The sequence below is a fragment of the Streptomyces physcomitrii genome, assembly GCF_012273655.1.
Classification (GTDB): Bacteria; Actinomycetota; Actinomycetes; order Streptomycetales; family Streptomycetaceae; genus Streptomyces; species Streptomyces physcomitrii.
Window position 1 is genome coordinate 512,866 of the sequence record NZ_JAAWWP010000002.1, and the last position, 15,665, is coordinate 528,530.

Annotated in this window: 12 protein-coding genes and 1 pseudogene; 3 read left to right on the forward strand and 10 right to left on the reverse strand. The window is 72.8% G+C overall.

What is annotated here, in order from left to right; all coding sequences use genetic code 11:
• Positions 1 to 569: 569 nt before the first annotated feature.
• The 10 genes and pseudogenes from HFV08_RS05495 to HFV08_RS05545 form a co-directional block, all read right to left on the reverse strand.
• Positions 570 to 2,390 (reverse strand): NADH-quinone oxidoreductase subunit N, encoded by a 1,821-nt coding sequence (locus HFV08_RS05495; protein ID WP_246341505.1) that lies wholly within the window; start codon positions 2,388 to 2,390, stop codon positions 570 to 572.
• Positions 2,387 to 3,961 (reverse strand): complex I subunit 4 family protein, encoded by a 1,575-nt coding sequence (locus HFV08_RS05505; protein ID WP_168536342.1) that lies wholly within the window; start codon positions 3,959 to 3,961, stop codon positions 2,387 to 2,389. Before HFV08_RS05505 ends, HFV08_RS05495 begins: the two co-directional genes overlap by 4 nt.
• 3 nt (positions 3,962 to 3,964) lie before the next feature.
• Positions 3,965 to 6,034, reverse strand: a complete 2,070-nt coding sequence (locus tag HFV08_RS05510) for an NADH-quinone oxidoreductase subunit 5 family protein (RefSeq protein ID WP_168536344.1) — start codon at positions 6,032 to 6,034, stop codon at positions 3,965 to 3,967.
• Positions 6,031 to 6,444 carry an NADH-quinone oxidoreductase subunit NuoK gene (gene nuoK / locus HFV08_RS05515; RefSeq protein ID WP_246341506.1) on the reverse strand — a complete coding sequence of 138 codons (414 nt, stop codon included), beginning with the start codon at positions 6,442 to 6,444 and terminating at the stop codon, positions 6,031 to 6,033. The genes HFV08_RS05510 and nuoK overlap by 4 nt, the downstream gene beginning before the upstream one ends.
• A 385-nt stretch (positions 6,445 to 6,829) precedes the next feature.
• Positions 6,830 to 7,364, reverse strand: a pseudogene (locus tag HFV08_RS31395) (NADH-quinone oxidoreductase subunit J family protein); the annotation flags it as partial.
• A complete protein-coding gene (locus HFV08_RS05525) occupies positions 7,361 to 7,975 on the reverse strand; it encodes a 4Fe-4S binding protein (RefSeq protein ID WP_168536583.1) in 615 nt (204 codons plus the stop codon). The pseudogene HFV08_RS31395 and the gene HFV08_RS05525, both read right to left, overlap by 4 nt.
• Before the next feature lie 143 nt (positions 7,976 to 8,118).
• The gene (locus tag HFV08_RS05530) at positions 8,119 to 9,087 is read right to left on the reverse strand and encodes a complex I subunit 1/NuoH family protein (protein WP_168536348.1); all 969 of its coding nucleotides are present in this window, start codon (positions 9,085 to 9,087) and stop codon (positions 8,119 to 8,121) included.
• Entirely contained in the window at positions 9,084 to 10,409 is a 1,326-nt protein-coding gene (locus HFV08_RS05535; protein WP_168536350.1) for an NADH-quinone oxidoreductase subunit C, read from the reverse strand. Before HFV08_RS05535 ends, HFV08_RS05530 begins: the two co-directional genes overlap by 4 nt.
• A complete protein-coding gene (locus HFV08_RS05540) occupies positions 10,406 to 11,053 on the reverse strand; it encodes an NADH-quinone oxidoreductase subunit B (RefSeq protein ID WP_168536352.1) in 648 nt (215 codons plus the stop codon). Before HFV08_RS05540 ends, HFV08_RS05535 begins: the two co-directional genes overlap by 4 nt.
• Complete coding sequence (locus HFV08_RS05545; protein WP_040252589.1) at positions 11,044 to 11,436, reverse strand: NADH-quinone oxidoreductase subunit A; 393 nt, start codon at positions 11,434 to 11,436, stop codon at positions 11,044 to 11,046. Before HFV08_RS05545 ends, HFV08_RS05540 begins: the two co-directional genes overlap by 10 nt.
• Before the next feature lie 381 nt (positions 11,437 to 11,817).
• On the opposite strand from HFV08_RS05545, the gene HFV08_RS05550 reads away from it, so the two are divergent.
• The 3 genes from HFV08_RS05550 to abrC3 all read left to right on the forward strand — a co-directional run bounded on the left by HFV08_RS05550 (position 11,818) and on the right by abrC3 (position 15,339).
• The gene (locus HFV08_RS05550) at positions 11,818 to 13,053 is read left to right on the forward strand and encodes a sensor histidine kinase AbrC1 (RefSeq protein ID WP_168536354.1); all 1,236 of its coding nucleotides are present in this window, start codon (positions 11,818 to 11,820) and stop codon (positions 13,051 to 13,053) included.
• A 150-nt stretch (positions 13,054 to 13,203) separates the two neighbouring features.
• A complete protein-coding gene (locus tag HFV08_RS05555; RefSeq protein ID WP_168536356.1) occupies positions 13,204 to 14,553 on the forward strand; it encodes a sensor histidine kinase AbrC2 in 1,350 nt (449 codons plus the stop codon).
• A gap of 126 nt (positions 14,554 to 14,679) precedes the next feature.
• Complete coding sequence (abrC3, locus tag HFV08_RS05560) at positions 14,680 to 15,339, forward strand: response regulator AbrC3 (RefSeq protein ID WP_512700954.1); 660 nt, start codon at positions 14,680 to 14,682, stop codon at positions 15,337 to 15,339.
• Positions 15,340 to 15,665: the final 326 nt, after the last annotated feature.

Genomic DNA, 15,665 nt, shown 5'->3' on the forward strand with positions numbered 1-15,665 from the left:
CGGTGAACCCGCTGCCGACCGGATCCTGGCCTTCCCCGTCCAGTGGACCCTCCCGTACTGGTCAACGCCAGGCGGGCGGCAGTGGTTCCCTGGCGTCCGGCGGTCTGCGCACGTGGAGCGGTGGGCTGGGCGGGTGAGGCGGGTGGGGGCGGGGAGGGTGTGGGGTGGGGCGCGGGCGGGCGAGTGTGGCCGGGGCGATGGCCGATGCCCGATGGCTGACGGACGGTGGCCGATGGCCAGTGACTGATTGCTGGTGACTGGTGGCCGGTGGCTAGTGGCCGGTGATCGAGAGGGAGGGGCTGGCCCGGATGCGCTGACCTGGGATGCGCTGACGAAGATGCGCTGACGGAATTGGACTGACAGATAACAGATGACGGATGGCAGATATCGATATCTGTCATCCGTCATCTGTTACCCGCTACTTGTCAGCCGGCCGACCAGCACCGCCAGCCACCGCTCCCCCGGGCCCCCCGGCCCCGCGGCCCCGCGGCCCTCAGCCCCTCCCCAGCGCTCCGCCCCCAGCCACTCAGCCCTCAGCGTTCCGCCCTCAACCGCACAGCCCTCAACCCTCAGCCCCCGAACAACCCCATATCCGCGAACCGCAACACCATCTGCGGCGCCCCCGAAAGCACCACCCCCACCACGGCCGTCAGGCCCACCGCCACCTTCAGCGGCACAGGAGCCGGAAGCACCGCCACCCCGCCCGCCGATCCTCCGACCGCGACACCGGTACCGGCACCCCCGCCACTCCCCGCAGCAGCGGCCCCCGCCCCGGCAGCCCCCGTACCCGCGCCTGCCACACCCTCTGCACCCTCCGCACCCTCGATGCCCTCCGCACCCTCCGCCGAGCGGAACAGCAGCGCAGTCCACCGGAGGTAGTACACGAGGGCGATGACGACGTTGGCGGCCATCACCACCGCGAGCCAGCCGAGGCCCGCGTCGACGGCCGTGGCGAAGACGGTGACCTTGGCGAACAGGCCGATGATGCCCGGCGGCAGCCCGGCGAGGCACAGCAGGAAGAAGGCGAACACCAGGGCGGTGACCGGGCGCGCGGCGTACAGCGCCCGGAAGTCGGCGATCCGGGCCAGCGGCTTCGTACGGGCGAGGAGGGCCGCGACGGCGAAGGCGCCGAGGTTCACCACCGCGTACATCAGGGCGTAGGCGAGGGTGGAGCCGATGGTGCGGGGGCCGTCGTCGGTGTACGCGGCGGCGGCGAGCGGGACGAGCAGGTAGCCGGCCTGGCCGATCGAGGACCAGGCGAGCAGCCGGACGGCGCTGAAGGCGCGGTCGGCGCCCTGGCGCAGGGCCGCGACATTGCCGACGGTCATGGTCAGGGCGGCGAGCACGGCGAGCGCGGGGCCCCAGATGTCCTTCCCGTACGAGGGGAAGGCGAGGACGGTCACCAGGATCAGCCCGGAGAAGCCGACCGCCTTGCCGACCACCGAGAGGTAGGCGGCGACGGGCAGGGGCGCGCCGACGTAGGTGTCGGGCACCCAGAAGTGGAAGGGCGCGGCGGCCGTCTTGAAGGCGAAGCCGACCAGGGTGAGGACGACGCCGGTCTCGACGAGGGTCTGGAGCTGCCCGTCGACATGGGTGACCTCCTCGGCGATCTCGGTGAGGAAGAGGCTGCCGGTGGCGGCGTAGACGAAGCTGACGCCGAGCAGGGTGACCGCGGTGGCGGTGACCGAGGAGAGGAAGAACTTGAGGGCGGCCTCGGCGCTGCGGGCCTCGCCGCGCCGCAGGCCGACGAGGGCGAAGGCGGGCAGCGAGGCGACCTCCAGGGCGACCACCAGGGTGGCGAGGTCGCGGGAGGCGGGCAGCAGGGCGGCCCCGGCGGCGGAGCACAGGAGCAGGAACCAGAACTCGCCCGCGGGCAGCGGCTGGGCGGCCGCCGCCGCGTCCCCGCGCGCGGACCTTTCTCCCGCCGTGGCCGGGTCTCCGGTGACGGCTCCGTCTCGGGTGGCGGCCGGGTCTCGGGTGGCGGCCGGTGCTCCGGCGGCACCCGGACCGGCCGGGTTCTTCGAGTCGCGGATCGCGGTCATGGAGAGCAGCGCGGTGAGCAGCGCGCCGCCGAGGACCAGGAGCTGCACCACCAGGGTGAAGCGGTCGGCGGTGTAGCTGCACACCTCCGCCTTGCCCTGGAGGCAGAAGGCCTCGCGGTCCCCGTCCAGGAGCGGCAGCAGGGACAGCAGGGCGAGGGCGAGACCGGCGACCGAGAGCCGGCCGAGCAGCGCCTTGCGGGCGGGCGGCAGGAACAGGTCGGCGAGGAGGACGCCGAGCGCCACCAGGGCGGTGACGGTGGGCGGCGCGACGGCGAGCCAGTCGATCGACTGGACCGCCGACTGGGCCTGGGGCAGGTACTCGGCGGACGCGGCGAGTTGGGCGGTCATGACGCGCCTCCGGCGAGCAGCTTGTGGACCGCCGGGTCGGTGAGGCCGAGCAGCACGGCGGGCCACAGTCCGGCGAGGACGGTGAGGAGGACGAGCGGGGTCCAGGCGGCGAACTCGTAGCCCTGGACGTCCGCGAACTCCGGCGCCTTCTCGGGCACCGCGCCCATGCAGACGCGGCGGACCACGAGCAGCAGATACGCGGCGGTGAGCAGGGTGCCGAAGGCGGCGAGGGCGGTGAAGGTGAGGAAGGCACCGCGGTGCAGGCCGGCGGCGGGGTCGAAGGCGCCGAACATGGCCAGCATCTCGCCCCAGAACCCGGCGAGTCCGGGCAGGCCGAGCGAGGCGACCGCGCCGAAGGCGAGGAGTCCGCCGAAGCGGGGGGCGCGGCCGTAGAGGGCGGCGCCGGTCTCCTTGGCGAGGGCGTCGAGGTCGGTGCTGCCGGTGCGGTCCTTCAGGGCGCCGACCAGGAAGAAGAGGAGGCCGGTGATGAGGCCGTGGGCGATGTTGGCGAAGAGCGCGCCGTTGACCCCGGTCGGCGTCATGGAGGCGATGCCGAGGAGGACGAAGCCCATGTGGCCGACGGAGGAGTAGGCGATGAGCCGCTTCAGGTCGCCGCCCGCGCCCTCCCTGACCAGGGCGAGGCAGGCCAGCGAGCCGTAGAGGACGCCGACCACGGCGAAGGCGGCGAGGTAGGGCGCGAAGGTGCGGGCGCCGTCCGGGACGATCGGCAGCAGGACGCGGACGAAGCCGTACGTGCCCATCTTGAGCAGGACGCCCGCGAGGAGCACGGAGCCGACCGTGGGGGCGGCGGTGTGGGCGTCCGGCAGCCAGGTGTGCAGCGGCCACATCGGGGTCTTCACGGCGAGGCCGATGCCGATCGCCAGAGCGGCGGTGACCTGCACGGAGGCGCTCAGGGAGCGGCCGTTGTCAGAGGCGAGTGCCACCATGTCGAAGGTGCCGGAATCGAGTCCGACGAGGAGCAGTCCGAGGAGCATGACCACGGAGCCGAGCAGTGTGTAGAGGATGAACTTCCAGGCGGCGGGGCCCCTGTCCTTGCCGCCCCAGCGGGCGATGAGGAAGTACATCGGGATGAGGACCATCTCGAAGGCCAGGAAGAACAGCAGCAGGTCGAGCACGGCGAAGGTGGCCAGGGTGCCCGATTCGAGGACCAGGATCAGGGCCACGAAGGCCTGCGGGGCGGGGCCTTCGGGCCGCTTGAAGTAGCTGTGGAGCGCGCACAGGAAGGTGAGCAGCGCGGTCAGGACGATGAGGGGGAGCGAGATGCCGTCGACACCGAGGTGGAGGCGTACGTCGAGGGCCGGGATCCAGCTGAGATCGGTGCTGGCCTGGATCCTCGACGGGTGGTCGTGGTCGAAGCCGAGCGCGAGGACGATCGCGGCGAGCAGGATCACGCCGGTGACGAGTACGCCGTGCCGCAGCACCGCCTGCTGGGGGGACTTCCCCTTCAGTCCGGGCGGGGCGGGCAGCAGGGCCGCGGCGGCGCCGAGGAGCGGTCCGGCCACGATCAGCGCGAGAAGGAACTGCATCACGGACGAGCTGATATCGATCACGGCTCAGGACCCCGCGTTCAGGTGGGCAAGGACGACGACGGCGAGCGCCAGGACCGCGGAACCGGCGAAGAGCGCGCTGAGGTAGGTCTGGACGTTCCCGGTCTGCGCGCGCCGCACCGCCGCGCCGAACCAGCGCGGCAGTACGGCCGCGGCGCGTACGTAGCTCTCGACGACCTCGCGGTCCAGGAAGCGCACGACCTTCGCGGCGAGCTGTACGGGGCGTACGAAGAGCGCGCTGTACACGGCGTCCAGGTGGAAGCCGGAGACCGCGTGCCGGTGCAGCGGGCCGAGCAGGAGCCGGCCGGGGTCGGCGGGGTCGGGGGCGGCGGCGATGTCGCCGTAGGCGGGTTCGTGCGCGGTGATGGCCTCCGCCTCGACGGCGGCGGCGCCCTCCTGCCGGTTGACGGCGACGGCGCCGAGCGGGACGCGCAGCGCCATCGCGGTGGTGTGCCGCCAGGTCCCGTAGGTGACGAGCCCGCCGACGAGGGCGAGTCCGGTGCCGAGTACGGAGGTGGTGAGCGTCGGGTTGAGCGAGTGGCCGTCGAACCAGTCGGGGATCGTGCCGACGGCGAGGCCGAAGGCGAGGGAGGGGATGGCGAGGATCCACAGCACGAGGTTCATCACCGCGGGCTGCTTGCCGTGGCCGTGGGCCCGGGCCTCCTCGGCGGCGGCCTCCTGTCCGGCGGCGGCCTCGGCGAGCGGGCCGGGCTCCTCGGCCGCCCGGGCGAGCGGGGAGTGGAAGGTGAGCAGCCACAGCCGGGTGGCGTAGGCGGCGGTGAGCAGCGCGGTGAACAGGCCCGCCACGAGCACGATCCAGCCCGCGGCGCCGGGGACGGGGCCCTCGTGTCCGGTGGCGGCGTGCTCGGCGGCGCCGAGCACGGCCTCCTTGGAGAAGAAGCCGCTGAAGGGCGGGAGGGCGGCGAGCGCGAGCAGCGCCACGGTCATCGTCCAGTAGGCGTCCGGGACACGGGACTTGAGGCCCGGCATCCGGGACATGGCGGCCAGCGAGTTGGTGCCCGCGGCGTGGATGATCACGCCCGCGGCGAGGAAGAGCAGCGCCTTGAAGGCGCCGTGCGCGAGGAGGTGGAAGACGGCGGCACCGCGTTCGCCGACCGCGAGGGCGCCGGTCATATAGCCGAGCTGGCCGATGGTCGAGTAGGCGAGCACCCGCTTGATGTCGTCCTGGGCCAGCGCGGCGAGCGCCGAACCGGCCATGGTGACGGCGGCCATCAGCGCGAGGACGATCAGCGCGGCCCGGGAGGCCGTGAAGACGGGGAGGAGCCGGGCGATGAAGTAGACACCGGCGGCCACCATGGTCGCGGCGTGGATCAGCGCGGAGACCGGGGTCGGGCCGGCCATCGCGTCGGGCAGCCAGGTGTGCAGCGGGAACTGCGCGGACTTGCCCGCGACGCCCGCGAGCAGCAGCAGGGCGATCAGCGTCGGGTGGTCGAGGCCGCCGTCCGCGACCGCGCCGAGGATGCGTGTGATGCGGAAGGAGCCGGTCTCGGTCGCCAGGGCGAACAGGCCGATCAGGAAGGGGACATCGCCGAGCTTGGTGACCAGGAAGGCCTTCAGGGAGGCGGCGCGCGCCTCGGGCGTCTCCCAGTAGTGCCCGACCAGGAAGTACGAGCAGATGCCCATGATCTCCCAGCCGACCAGGAGCACCATCAGGTCGCCGGAGTAGACGACGAGCAGCATCGCGGAGGTGAAGAGGGAGACGATCGCGGCGTACGAGGGGTAGCGCGGGTCGTCGCGCAGATAGCCGGTCGAGTAGAGCTGTACGCAGGTGGCGACCAGGCCGACGAGGATCGCCACCAGGGCGGCGAAACCGTCGATGTGCAGGGCGAGTTCGATGGGCACGGAGCCGGTCGGCGTCAGTTCGCGGACGGCGTCCACCGGGGCGCCGCCGCCCTGCCGGACGGCGACGAGCACCGCGAGCACGCCCGCCGTCAGGGTCGGCAGGACCGCCAGCGGCCGGACGAAGCCGGGGGCCCTGCGGCCGAGCAGCAGCCCGGCGAGGGCGCCGAGGGCGGGCAGCAGCGGGACGAGTACGGCGAGGGTCGTGGTGGTCACGCGGCGGCCTCAGTCCTGTCTGCGGCGTTGCGGCCCGCGCCGTCCGGGTCCCCGGCGTCCGCGCCGGAGCCCCCGGTCCCGTCCGGGTGGCCGCGTTCGGCGGTCTCGCGCAGCCGGTCGACGTCCGAGGTGCCGCGGGCGCGGTACACGGCGAGCACGATGGCGAGCCCGATGCCGATCTCGGCGGCGGCGATGGCGATGGTGAACAGGGTCAGCGCCTGGCCGGAGTGCAGGGTGTCCTCGGCCGCCTCGGCGAGCCAGACGTCGAAGGCGACGAGGTTCAGGTTGACGGCGTTGAGCATCAGCTCGACCGACATCAGGACCAGGATGGCGTTGCGGCGCGCCAGGACTCCGTACAGCCCGGTGCAGAACAGCAGCGCGGAGAGCACCGCGGGATAGGCGAGATGCATCAGCGCTGCTCTCCTTCTTCGTCCTTGCTGGGTGCGTCTTCGCCCTTGGCGGCTGCGTCTTCGCGCTTGGCGGGGGCGTCTTCGCCCTTGGCGGCGAGGTCTCCGCCCTTGCCGGGTGCTTCTCCGCCCTTGGCGGCGCCTTCGCCCTTGGCGGGCACTTCCTCGCCCTTGCCGGGTGCTTCTCCGTCGATGGCCTGGGAGTTGGACGTCTCGGGGGCGGGCCCGGGCTCGCCCTCCGGTGCCGTGGCCGGCGTCGTCGTCGCCCGGGAGCGGGCGGCGGCCGAGGCGGCGGCGGTGATGCCGCGGCGGCCGTTGCCGGTGCTGCGCGGGCCGGTCCGGCGCGGTGGGGTGACGGGGGCGGTACCGCCGGGGCCCGTCTCCTCCTCCGCGGTCTTGCGGGAGATGACGATGGCGCCGACGAGCGCGGCGAGCAGCAGTACGGAGAGCGCCTCGAAGGGCAGCACCCAGCCGCGGAACAGGCTCTGCCCGGTCACCTCGGTGGTGCCCTGGGCGGCGCCGTCGAGATCGATGTACGTCGTACGGAAGGCGTCGACGACGACCCAGACCAGGGCGGCCGCCGCGGCGAGGGCCACCGCGAGGCCGACCCAGCGGTTCTCGGAGTCGGCGTCCGGGGACGGGCCGATGGGCGCCCGGGTCAGCATCAGCCCGAAGAGCAGCAGGACGACGACGGAACCCACGTAGATCAGGACCTGCACCCAGGCGATGAACTCGGCGGTGAGCAGGAGGTATTCGACCGCGAGCCCGCCGAGGGCGACGACGAGCCAGAGCGCGGCGTGCACCAGGCGGCGCGTGGTGACGGTGACCAGCGCCGCCCCCAGGGTGACGAGGCCGACGAGCAGGAAGGTGATCTCGACGCCGGTCGGCGAGAGGAAGCCGTGACTCTGGGCGGCGAGGCTCACCGGGCTCCTCCCTCGGTCGGTGTGTCCGGACCCTGAGGGCCCTCGGTCGATGCGTCCGGACCCTCGGGCCCCTCGGTCTCCGGCTGCTGCTCGGCTGCCGCGGCCTGCTGCTCGGGGGGCGCGGCCTCCTCCGCCGCCTTGGCGGCTTCGGCGGCGAGCTTGTCCGCGGTCTTGCGGGCGGCGGCCAGCTCCTTGGGCTCCTCGGCCGCGGGGTCCAGGGCGGGGGGCTCGGGGACGGTCCACATCCAGTCGCGGAGTTTGTCGCGCTCATGGGTGAGTTCGCGGATGTCGGTCTCCGCGTACTCGAACTCGGGCGACCAGAACAGCGCGTCGAAGGGGCAGACCTCGATGCAGATCCCGCAGTACATGCAGAGCGAGAAGTCGATGGCGAAGCGGTCGAGGACGTTGCGGCTGCGCTCGCGTCCGCCGGGGGCGGCGGCCGGGACCGTCTCCTTGTGGGAGTCGATGTAGATGCACCAGTCGGGGCACTCACGGGCGCAGAGCATGCAGACCGTGCAGTTCTCCTCGAAGAGCCCGATGACACCGCGGGTACGGGGCGGCAGCGCGGGCAGCACCTCGGGGTACTGCGCGGTGACCGTCTTCTTCGTCATCGTGCGCAGGGTGACCGCGAGGCCCTTGGCCAGGCCGGAGCCGGGAATGCGCGAGCGGCGCGGCTCCTCGGCGGCCGGGGAGTGCGGGGCGTGCGGGTGCGGGGCGTGCGCATGCGGCGAGTGCGCGGAGGACTCGGCCATGGTTACTCGATCACCACCTTGACGATGCCGGTGAGGGCGATCTGGGCGAGGGCCAGCGGGACGAGCAGCGTCCAGGACAGCTTCTGGAGCTGGTCCTCGCGCAGCCGGGGGTAGGTGACGCGCAGCCAGATGACGAGGAAGGCGAGCACCGCGGACTTCAGCAGGGTCCACACCCAGCCGAGGCCCTCGGCACCCCAGGGCCCGTGCCAGCCGCCCAGGAAGAGCACGGTGGTCAGCCCGCACAGCACGACGATCCCGGCGTACTCGGCGAGCATGAAGAGCGCGAACCGCAGGCCGGTGTACTCGGTGTACGCGCCGAAGATGATCTCCGAGTCGGCCACCGGCATGTCGAAGGGCGGGCGCTGGAGTTCGGCGAGCCCGGCGACGAAGAAGACGATCGCCCCGACGATCTGCCAGGGCAGCCACCACCACTCGAAGGCGTCGAGGATGCCCGGCAGCGAGACGGTACCGGCGGCCATCGCGACCGAGGCCGCGGCGAGCAGCATGGGCAGTTCGTACGAGAGGAGCTGCGCGGCGGTGCGCAAGCCGCCGAGCAGGGAGAACTTGTTGGCCGACGCCCACCCGGCCATCAGCGAGCCGAGCACGCCGACGCCCATCACGGCCAGCACGAAGAAGATCCCCGCGTCCACGACCTGGCCGACCGCGCCGTCGCCGTCCCCCACCGGGATGGCGAAGAGGACGAGCAGATACGGCAGCAGGGCGACGGCGGGCGCGAGTTGGAAGATCCGCCGGTCGGCTCCGGCCGGGACGACATCCTCCTTCTGCGCGAACTTCACGCCGTCGGCGACCAGTTGGGCCCAGCCGTGGAAACCGCCCGCGTACATGGGACCGAGGCGCCCCTGCATGTGCGCCATCACCTTGTGCTCGCTCTGCCCGACCACCAGCGGCAGCACGAGGAAGGCGACGAAGACGATCAGGAGTCGCAGGGCGACGTCGAGCACGTCGTTCACTGCGTACCTCCGGGACGGTCGGTGTGGGGGGCGGGGTCGGTGTCGGTGTCGGGGGTGGCTTCGGTTTCGGTGGTGCCCGTGTCCGCGTTCGCGGCTGCGGCTGCGGCTGCGCCGGAAGCGGTGCCGGTCTCGCTGCCGCTCTTGCTGTCGCTCCTGCTTTGGCCGTCGCTCTTGCCTTGGCTGTCGCTCTTGCTGTCGCCGTCGCTCTCGGGCCCGGTGTCGCTGCCGGTCTTGCTGTCGGTACTGGTCTCGCTGTCGCTGCCGGACCCCGAGTCCTCGAAGGCCAGACGGGCATGATGCCAGGGCGCGTCCGAAGCGGTGGAGCCAGCGTCGGAGTCGGAGCCGGACGACGAGGCAGCCGCCCCGGGCGAAGCCTCGGGCACCTCCGCAGCCGGACCCGCACCCGCTGGCGTACCGGAATCCGGAACCGGACCCGCAGCCGCAGCTCCGTCGGCCTTTGGCCCCCGCTTCTCCTTCTCCTCGCCGACACCTGCGGCACCGGCACCGGCACCGGCACCCACGGCACCGGCACCCTCGGCACCAACCCCCTGCGTACCGCCCCCGGCGGTCTGACTGGCCGATCCCCCCGCAGCCGTACGCGACCTCCGTACGGGCCGCTCCCCCGCCGCGTCTCCGGTCTCCCCGGCACCGGCGGCACCGCGTGCGGCGGCACCGGCACCGCGGGCGGCGGCACCGCGCCCCGCCGCGCCGGCGGCACGCCCCGCGCCCCGTGCCGGGCGGGCCGGAGCGGGGGGCAGCTGGCCCTTGAGGGGGCCCCATTCGTTCGGGTCGGGGACGCCCGGTGGCAGCATCTGGCGGCGCTTGGGGCCGCCGTGGTCGGACTCGCCCGGCTCCTTCGCGCCGGGCCAGGCCTTGGCGACCCGGGCGGCGAGGACGAAGTCCTTGCGCAGCGGGTGGCCCTCGAAGTTCTCCGGGAGCAGCAGCTTGTCCAGGCCGGGGTGGCCCTCGAAGACGACGCCGAACATCTCGTGGGTCTCGCGCTCGTGCCAGGTGGCGCCCGCGTAGACGCCGACGGCGGTGGGCGCCACGGGCTCCTCGTGCGGGACCAGGGTCCGCAGCAGCAGGCGGCGCACGGGGGTGCCGACGGCCACCACATGCGCGGCGAGGCGGAAGCCGGTGCCGGGTTCGTCGACGGCGCTGAGCCAGTCGAAATAGGTGCAGCCGAGGGTGGTACGGGCGGTTTCGAGCGCCGGGATCCAGGAGCCGAGGGGGACCTCGACGGTGAGGACCTGGTAGCTCTCCTCCGCGGTGGCGCCCTCGCCGAAGAGTTCCTCGGCGGGTGCGGTCAGCCAGCCGGTCACCGGCTTCCCTCCCCGGGAGCGGGCGGCCGGACCAGGTCGCTCTGCAGCTGGGCCGCGGAGGGCCGGGGGCCACCGGGTTTTCGGTAGCGGTCCCGCAGCGACTCCTCGGCGATCTTCTCCTGGAGCTTGAGGATGCCCTGGAGCAGCGCCTCGGGGCGGGGCGGGCAGCCGGGGACGTACACGTCGACCGGGATGATCTGGTCGACGCCCTTGGTCACCGAGTACGAGTCCCAGTAGGGGCCGCCGCAGTTGGAGCAGGCGCCGAAGGAGATGACGTACTTGGGCTCGGGCATCTGCTCGTGCAGGCGCTTCACGGCGGGGGCCATCTTGTCGGTGACCGTTCCGGAGACGAGCATCAGGTCGGCCTGGCGCGGGCCGGGCGCGAAGGGGATCACCCCGAGCCGGATGAAGTCGTGGCGGGCCATCGAGGCGGCGATGAACTCGATCGCGCAGCAGGCGAGCCCGAAGTTGAAGACCCACAGGCTGTAGCGGCGGCCCCAGTTCAGGACCACCTTCATCGGCTCGGGCGCGAGGCGGGCCAGCGCGCCGAGCCGGCCGCCGGTGGCGGGCAGCCGGGTGGGGTCGGGGAGGTCCTGGGCGCTCGCGCCCGGGGCCGCGGCGGCTTCGGCCGGTGTCACATCCATGAGAGGACGCCCTTCTTCCAGGCGTACAGCAGTCCTATGGCCAGGAAGCCGAGGAAGACGAACATCTCGACCAGGGTGGCCGCGCCGTACTCGGGTGCGGCGAAGACCGTGGCCCAGGGGAACAGGAAGATCGAGTCGACGGCGAAGATCACATAGAGGAAGGCGTACACGTAGTAGCGGACCTGGGTGTGGGCCCAGCCCTCGCCGACCGGGTCGACGCCGCATTCGTAGGTGAGCAGCTTCTCGGGGCTGGGCACCACGGGTCGCAGCAGCCGGTTCGCCCCGAAGGCGACGGCCACGAAGAGCACGCCGACCACGGCGAGCAGCCCGACGGCGGAGTACGACTGGAAGTAGCCCGCCGCGAGAACGGTCGGTCCCTGCACGTCCGCTCCTCGCTCCCTGACCTCGTCGCGCCGCGGGGGGCGCCTGTCCGACGACCGATCCGACGACCGACTCGATCGTGTCTGTCCGACGATCCCCTTGACCCGGTGGATCGCGCCCGTCCGACGATCTCTACGCACGGGAGTCTAGGCCCTGCTAAAGAGAGGCTAAGCAGCCCGTCTCACGTCGTGGTCCGCCCCCTGGCCGGTCCCTGGGGGCGGCACCGGGGATTTCGGGGCAACAGGGGCACGGTAAGGGGGAGCGGGGTCCCCGCCTCGGCCGGAGGGCAGTGCCCGGGGCCCGGCGGGGGTGGGGTTAACCACAGGTGAAGCCGGCGGTGCACCTCATGGCGCCCGGCCCGGCGGACGGGCAACCTATCCGATATGACCGCACGCACGCTCACCACGGCACCCGGCGGCGGGGCAGCCGGCACCGACCGACCGCCGCCCCCGCGCTTCGCCTTCGACGCCTTCACCTGGAAGGAGATCGCGCATCTCCTGCTGAACCTCCCCGCGTCGCTGGTCGGCTTCGTGTACGTGGTGACGGTGCTGTCCACCGGCGCCTTCCTCACCGTGACCCTGATCGGGCTGCCGCTGCTCGCCCTCGGGCTGCTCGGCGCCCGGCAGCTCGGCAAGGCGGAGCGGGCGCGGGCGCGCAGATTGCTCGGGCTGCGCATCGAGGAGCCGAGCCCGCTGCCGCACCGGGGGCAGGACTTCCTCGCCCGGCTGTGGGCCCAGCTGAAGGACACGGTGGCCTGGCGGACCGCGCTGTACGAGCTGATCAGATTCCCCTGGGGCGTGCTCACCTTCAGCCTCACCCTGGTCTCCTTCTTCGTGCTGTGGCCGGTGCTGCCGTTCCTCGCCCGCGCCATGACCAACGTCGACCGCCTGCTGGTACGCGGACTCCTCTCCCCCTCGGACGAGCTGGAGCGGCGGATAGCCGAGCTGGAGTCCGACCGGGGCGTGGTGGTGGACACGGCCGCCGCCGACCTGCGCCGCATCGAGCGCGATCTGCACGACGGGGCCCAGGCCCGCCTGGTGAATCTGGCGATGGGCCTCGGCCTGGCCAAGGAGAAGCTCCTGGAGGACCCGGACTCGGCGGCCCGGATGGTCGACGAGGCGCACGGCGAGGTGAAGCTCGCCCTGCAGGAGCTGCGCGATCTCGCCCGGGGCATCCACCCCGCGGTCCTCACCGACCGGGGCCTGGACGCCGCCCTCTCCTCCGTCGCCTCCCGCTGCACGGTCCCGGTGCAGGTGACGGCCTCGCTCCCGGCCCGGCCGGCGGCGGCCATCGAGGGCATCGCCTACTTCACCGTCTCCGAGCTGCTGCAGAACATCAGCAAGCACAGCGGGGCGAGCGCGGCGACGGTGGACGTGTGGCGGGCCAGAGACCGCCTGCTCATACAGGTCACGGACAACGGCAGGGGCGGCGCCAGCCTGGACGCGGGCACCGGGATGGCCGGGCTCGCGGAGCGCCTCGGCGCGGTGGACGGACTCTTCGTCATCGACTCCCCGCCCGGCGGCCCCACCACGGTCACCGCCGAACTCCCCTGGCGGGACCGGGTGGAGGGACCGGACTCCCGCCACACCGGCCGCAGGCCGGAGCCCCAGCCGGGCTGAGCCGGGGCGCACCCCGCCCGGCCGAGGCCGGGGTAGGGAAAACCCCCGGTCCAAGAGACCGATGGACCGCATGGTCCGGGCGGGGCCCGAGGAGGACCGTTGAGGTGGACAGTCGGCGGGCGGCTGCCAGGAGAGAAACGGAAGCACGCGATGGCCACCGACTACGGACAGGGCTTCGGCTCCGGCCCCGGGTTCCCCGCGGCGGACCGGCCGCGGCGCCACCACCGGGTCCCCGCGGTGCTGCGGGCCCCCTTCGAGGGGCGGACCCTGCGGGAGCTGGGCTACCAGCTGCTCAGCCTGCCGGTCTCCGTGGTGATGTTCAGCTTCGGGATCACCATGTTCTCGGCGGGCGTGGGGCTGCTCATCACCTTCCTCGGCATCCCGGTGCTCGCCCTCGGCCTCTGGGCCCTGCGCGGCTTCGGGTCGATGGAGCGGGCCCGCGCCCGCTCGATGCTGGGCCTGGAGATCGGCGACCCGGCACCGGTCAAGCCCCGGCGGGCCACCCCCATGGGCTGGATGGGCGCGGTGCTCAGGAGCGGCACCTCCTGGCGGCACCTGCTCTACTCGCTGATCCACTTCCCCTGGGCGGTGTTCGCCTTCTCGGTCTCGATCTCCCTGTGGGCGTACGGCTGGGCCGCGCTGACCTACCCCCTGTGGCAGTGGTCGCTCCCGGTCTACGCGGGCGTGGACGGCATCCAGCTCTACGGCGACGAGACCCACCAGGTCTATCTGGACAACCCCTTCGAGCTGACCGTCACCGCGCTGATAGGCCTGGCGCTGACCCTGCTCACCCCCTGGGTGATCCGGGCCCTGACCTCGGTCGACCGGCTCCTGGTGCAGGGGCTGCTCGCCCCCTCCCAGGTGGAGAACCGGGTGGTGGAGCTGGAGTCGGACCGCGGGGTGGTGGTGGACACGGCCGCCGCCGACCTGCGCCGCATCGAGCGCGATCTGCACGACGGGGCCCAGGCCCGCCTGGTGAGCCTGGCCATGGAGCTGGGCCTGGCCAAGGAGAAGCTGACCGAGGACCCGGAGGCCGCGGCGCGGATGGTGGACGAGGCGCACGGCGAGGTGAAGACCGCACTCCAGGAACTGCGGGACCTGGCGCGCGGCATCCACCCCGCGGTCCTCACCGACCGGGGCCTGGACGCCGCCCTCTCCTCGGTCGCCTCCCGCTGCACGGTCCCGGTGCAGGTGGACGTCGACCTGCCGTACCGCCCGGCGGCGGCCATCGAGGGCATCGCCTACTTCACCGTCTCCGAGCTGCTGCAGAACATCAGCAAGCACGCGGGGGCGAGCCGGGCCTCGGTGGACGTCTGGCAGGTGGACGACCGGCTGATGCTCCAGGTCGCCGACGACGGGACGGGCGGCGCCGATCTCACCTCCGGTTCCGGGCTCGCGGGCCTCGCGGAGCGGCTGGACGCGGTGGACGGCATCCTCGTGGTCGACTCCCCGCGGGGCGGCCCGACCCGGGTGACCGCCGAACTCCCCTGGCGCCGCTGACCATTCCCCGCCGCGCCTCCCGTACCGCGATCCCCTGGTCCGGGAGCACCGCGATCCCGGATGCTGGAATGCTGGTGGGGGCGCGGCGGAGGGCATGCGTCCGGGGACTCAGAGCTGGAGGACAGGGTGCGGGTGGTCATCGCCGAGGATTCGGTGCTGCTGAGGGAGGGCCTGACCCGGCTCCTGACCGACCGGGGGCACGAGGTGGTCGCCGGGGTCGGGGACGCCCAGGCGCTGGTGAAGACCATCGCCGAGCTGGCGGCGGCGGACGAGCTGCCGGATGTGGTGGTCGCGGACGTGCGGATGCCGCCGACCCACACCGACGAGGGTGTGCGGGCCGCCGTGCAACTGCGGAGCAGGCATCCGGGACTGGGGGTGCTGGTGCTCTCCCAGTACGTGGAGGAGCGGTACGCGACGGAGCTGCTGGCCGGTTCCAGCAGGGGGGTCGGCTACCTGCTCAAGGACCGGGTGGCGGAGGTCCGCGAGTTCGTGGACGCGGTGGTGCGGGTGGCCGAGGGCGGCACCGCCCTGGACCCGGAGGTGGTGGCCCAGCTCCTGGGCCGCAGCCGCAAGCAGGACGTGCTCGCCGCCCTGACCCCGCGGGAGCGCGAGGTGCTGGGCCTGATGGCCGAGGGCAGGACCAACTCGGCGATCGCCCGGCAGCTGGTGGTGAGCGACGGCGCGGTGGAGAAGCACGTGAGCAACATCTTCCTGAAGCTGGGCCTCTCACCGAGCGACGGCGACCACCGCCGGGTCCTCGCCGTACTGACGTACCTCAACTCCTGAACAGCTCCGGAACCCCGGAACCCCGGGACCCCGGAACCCCGGAACTCCCGCAGCGAGGGCCCGCGAGCGGCGCTCCTCCCCCTGATCCGGTCCTGCTGATCCGGTCCTGCTACCTCGGGCGGCGGCTGCTGACCCGGTCCTGTCACCCGGTGTCCGGTCCTGTCACGCGGTCGCGGGGCAGGGCCGGGGGTCTGCCAGAAGGCGTAGCAAGGCGTACATCCGAGGACCTAGAACCAATTGAGGAGCGGTCGGCTCGGCGCACGGCGGGGGCGAATTGGGCAGGAAAAGGAGGACAAAGCACCCCGAACGTTCCTTCGAGGTGGGCA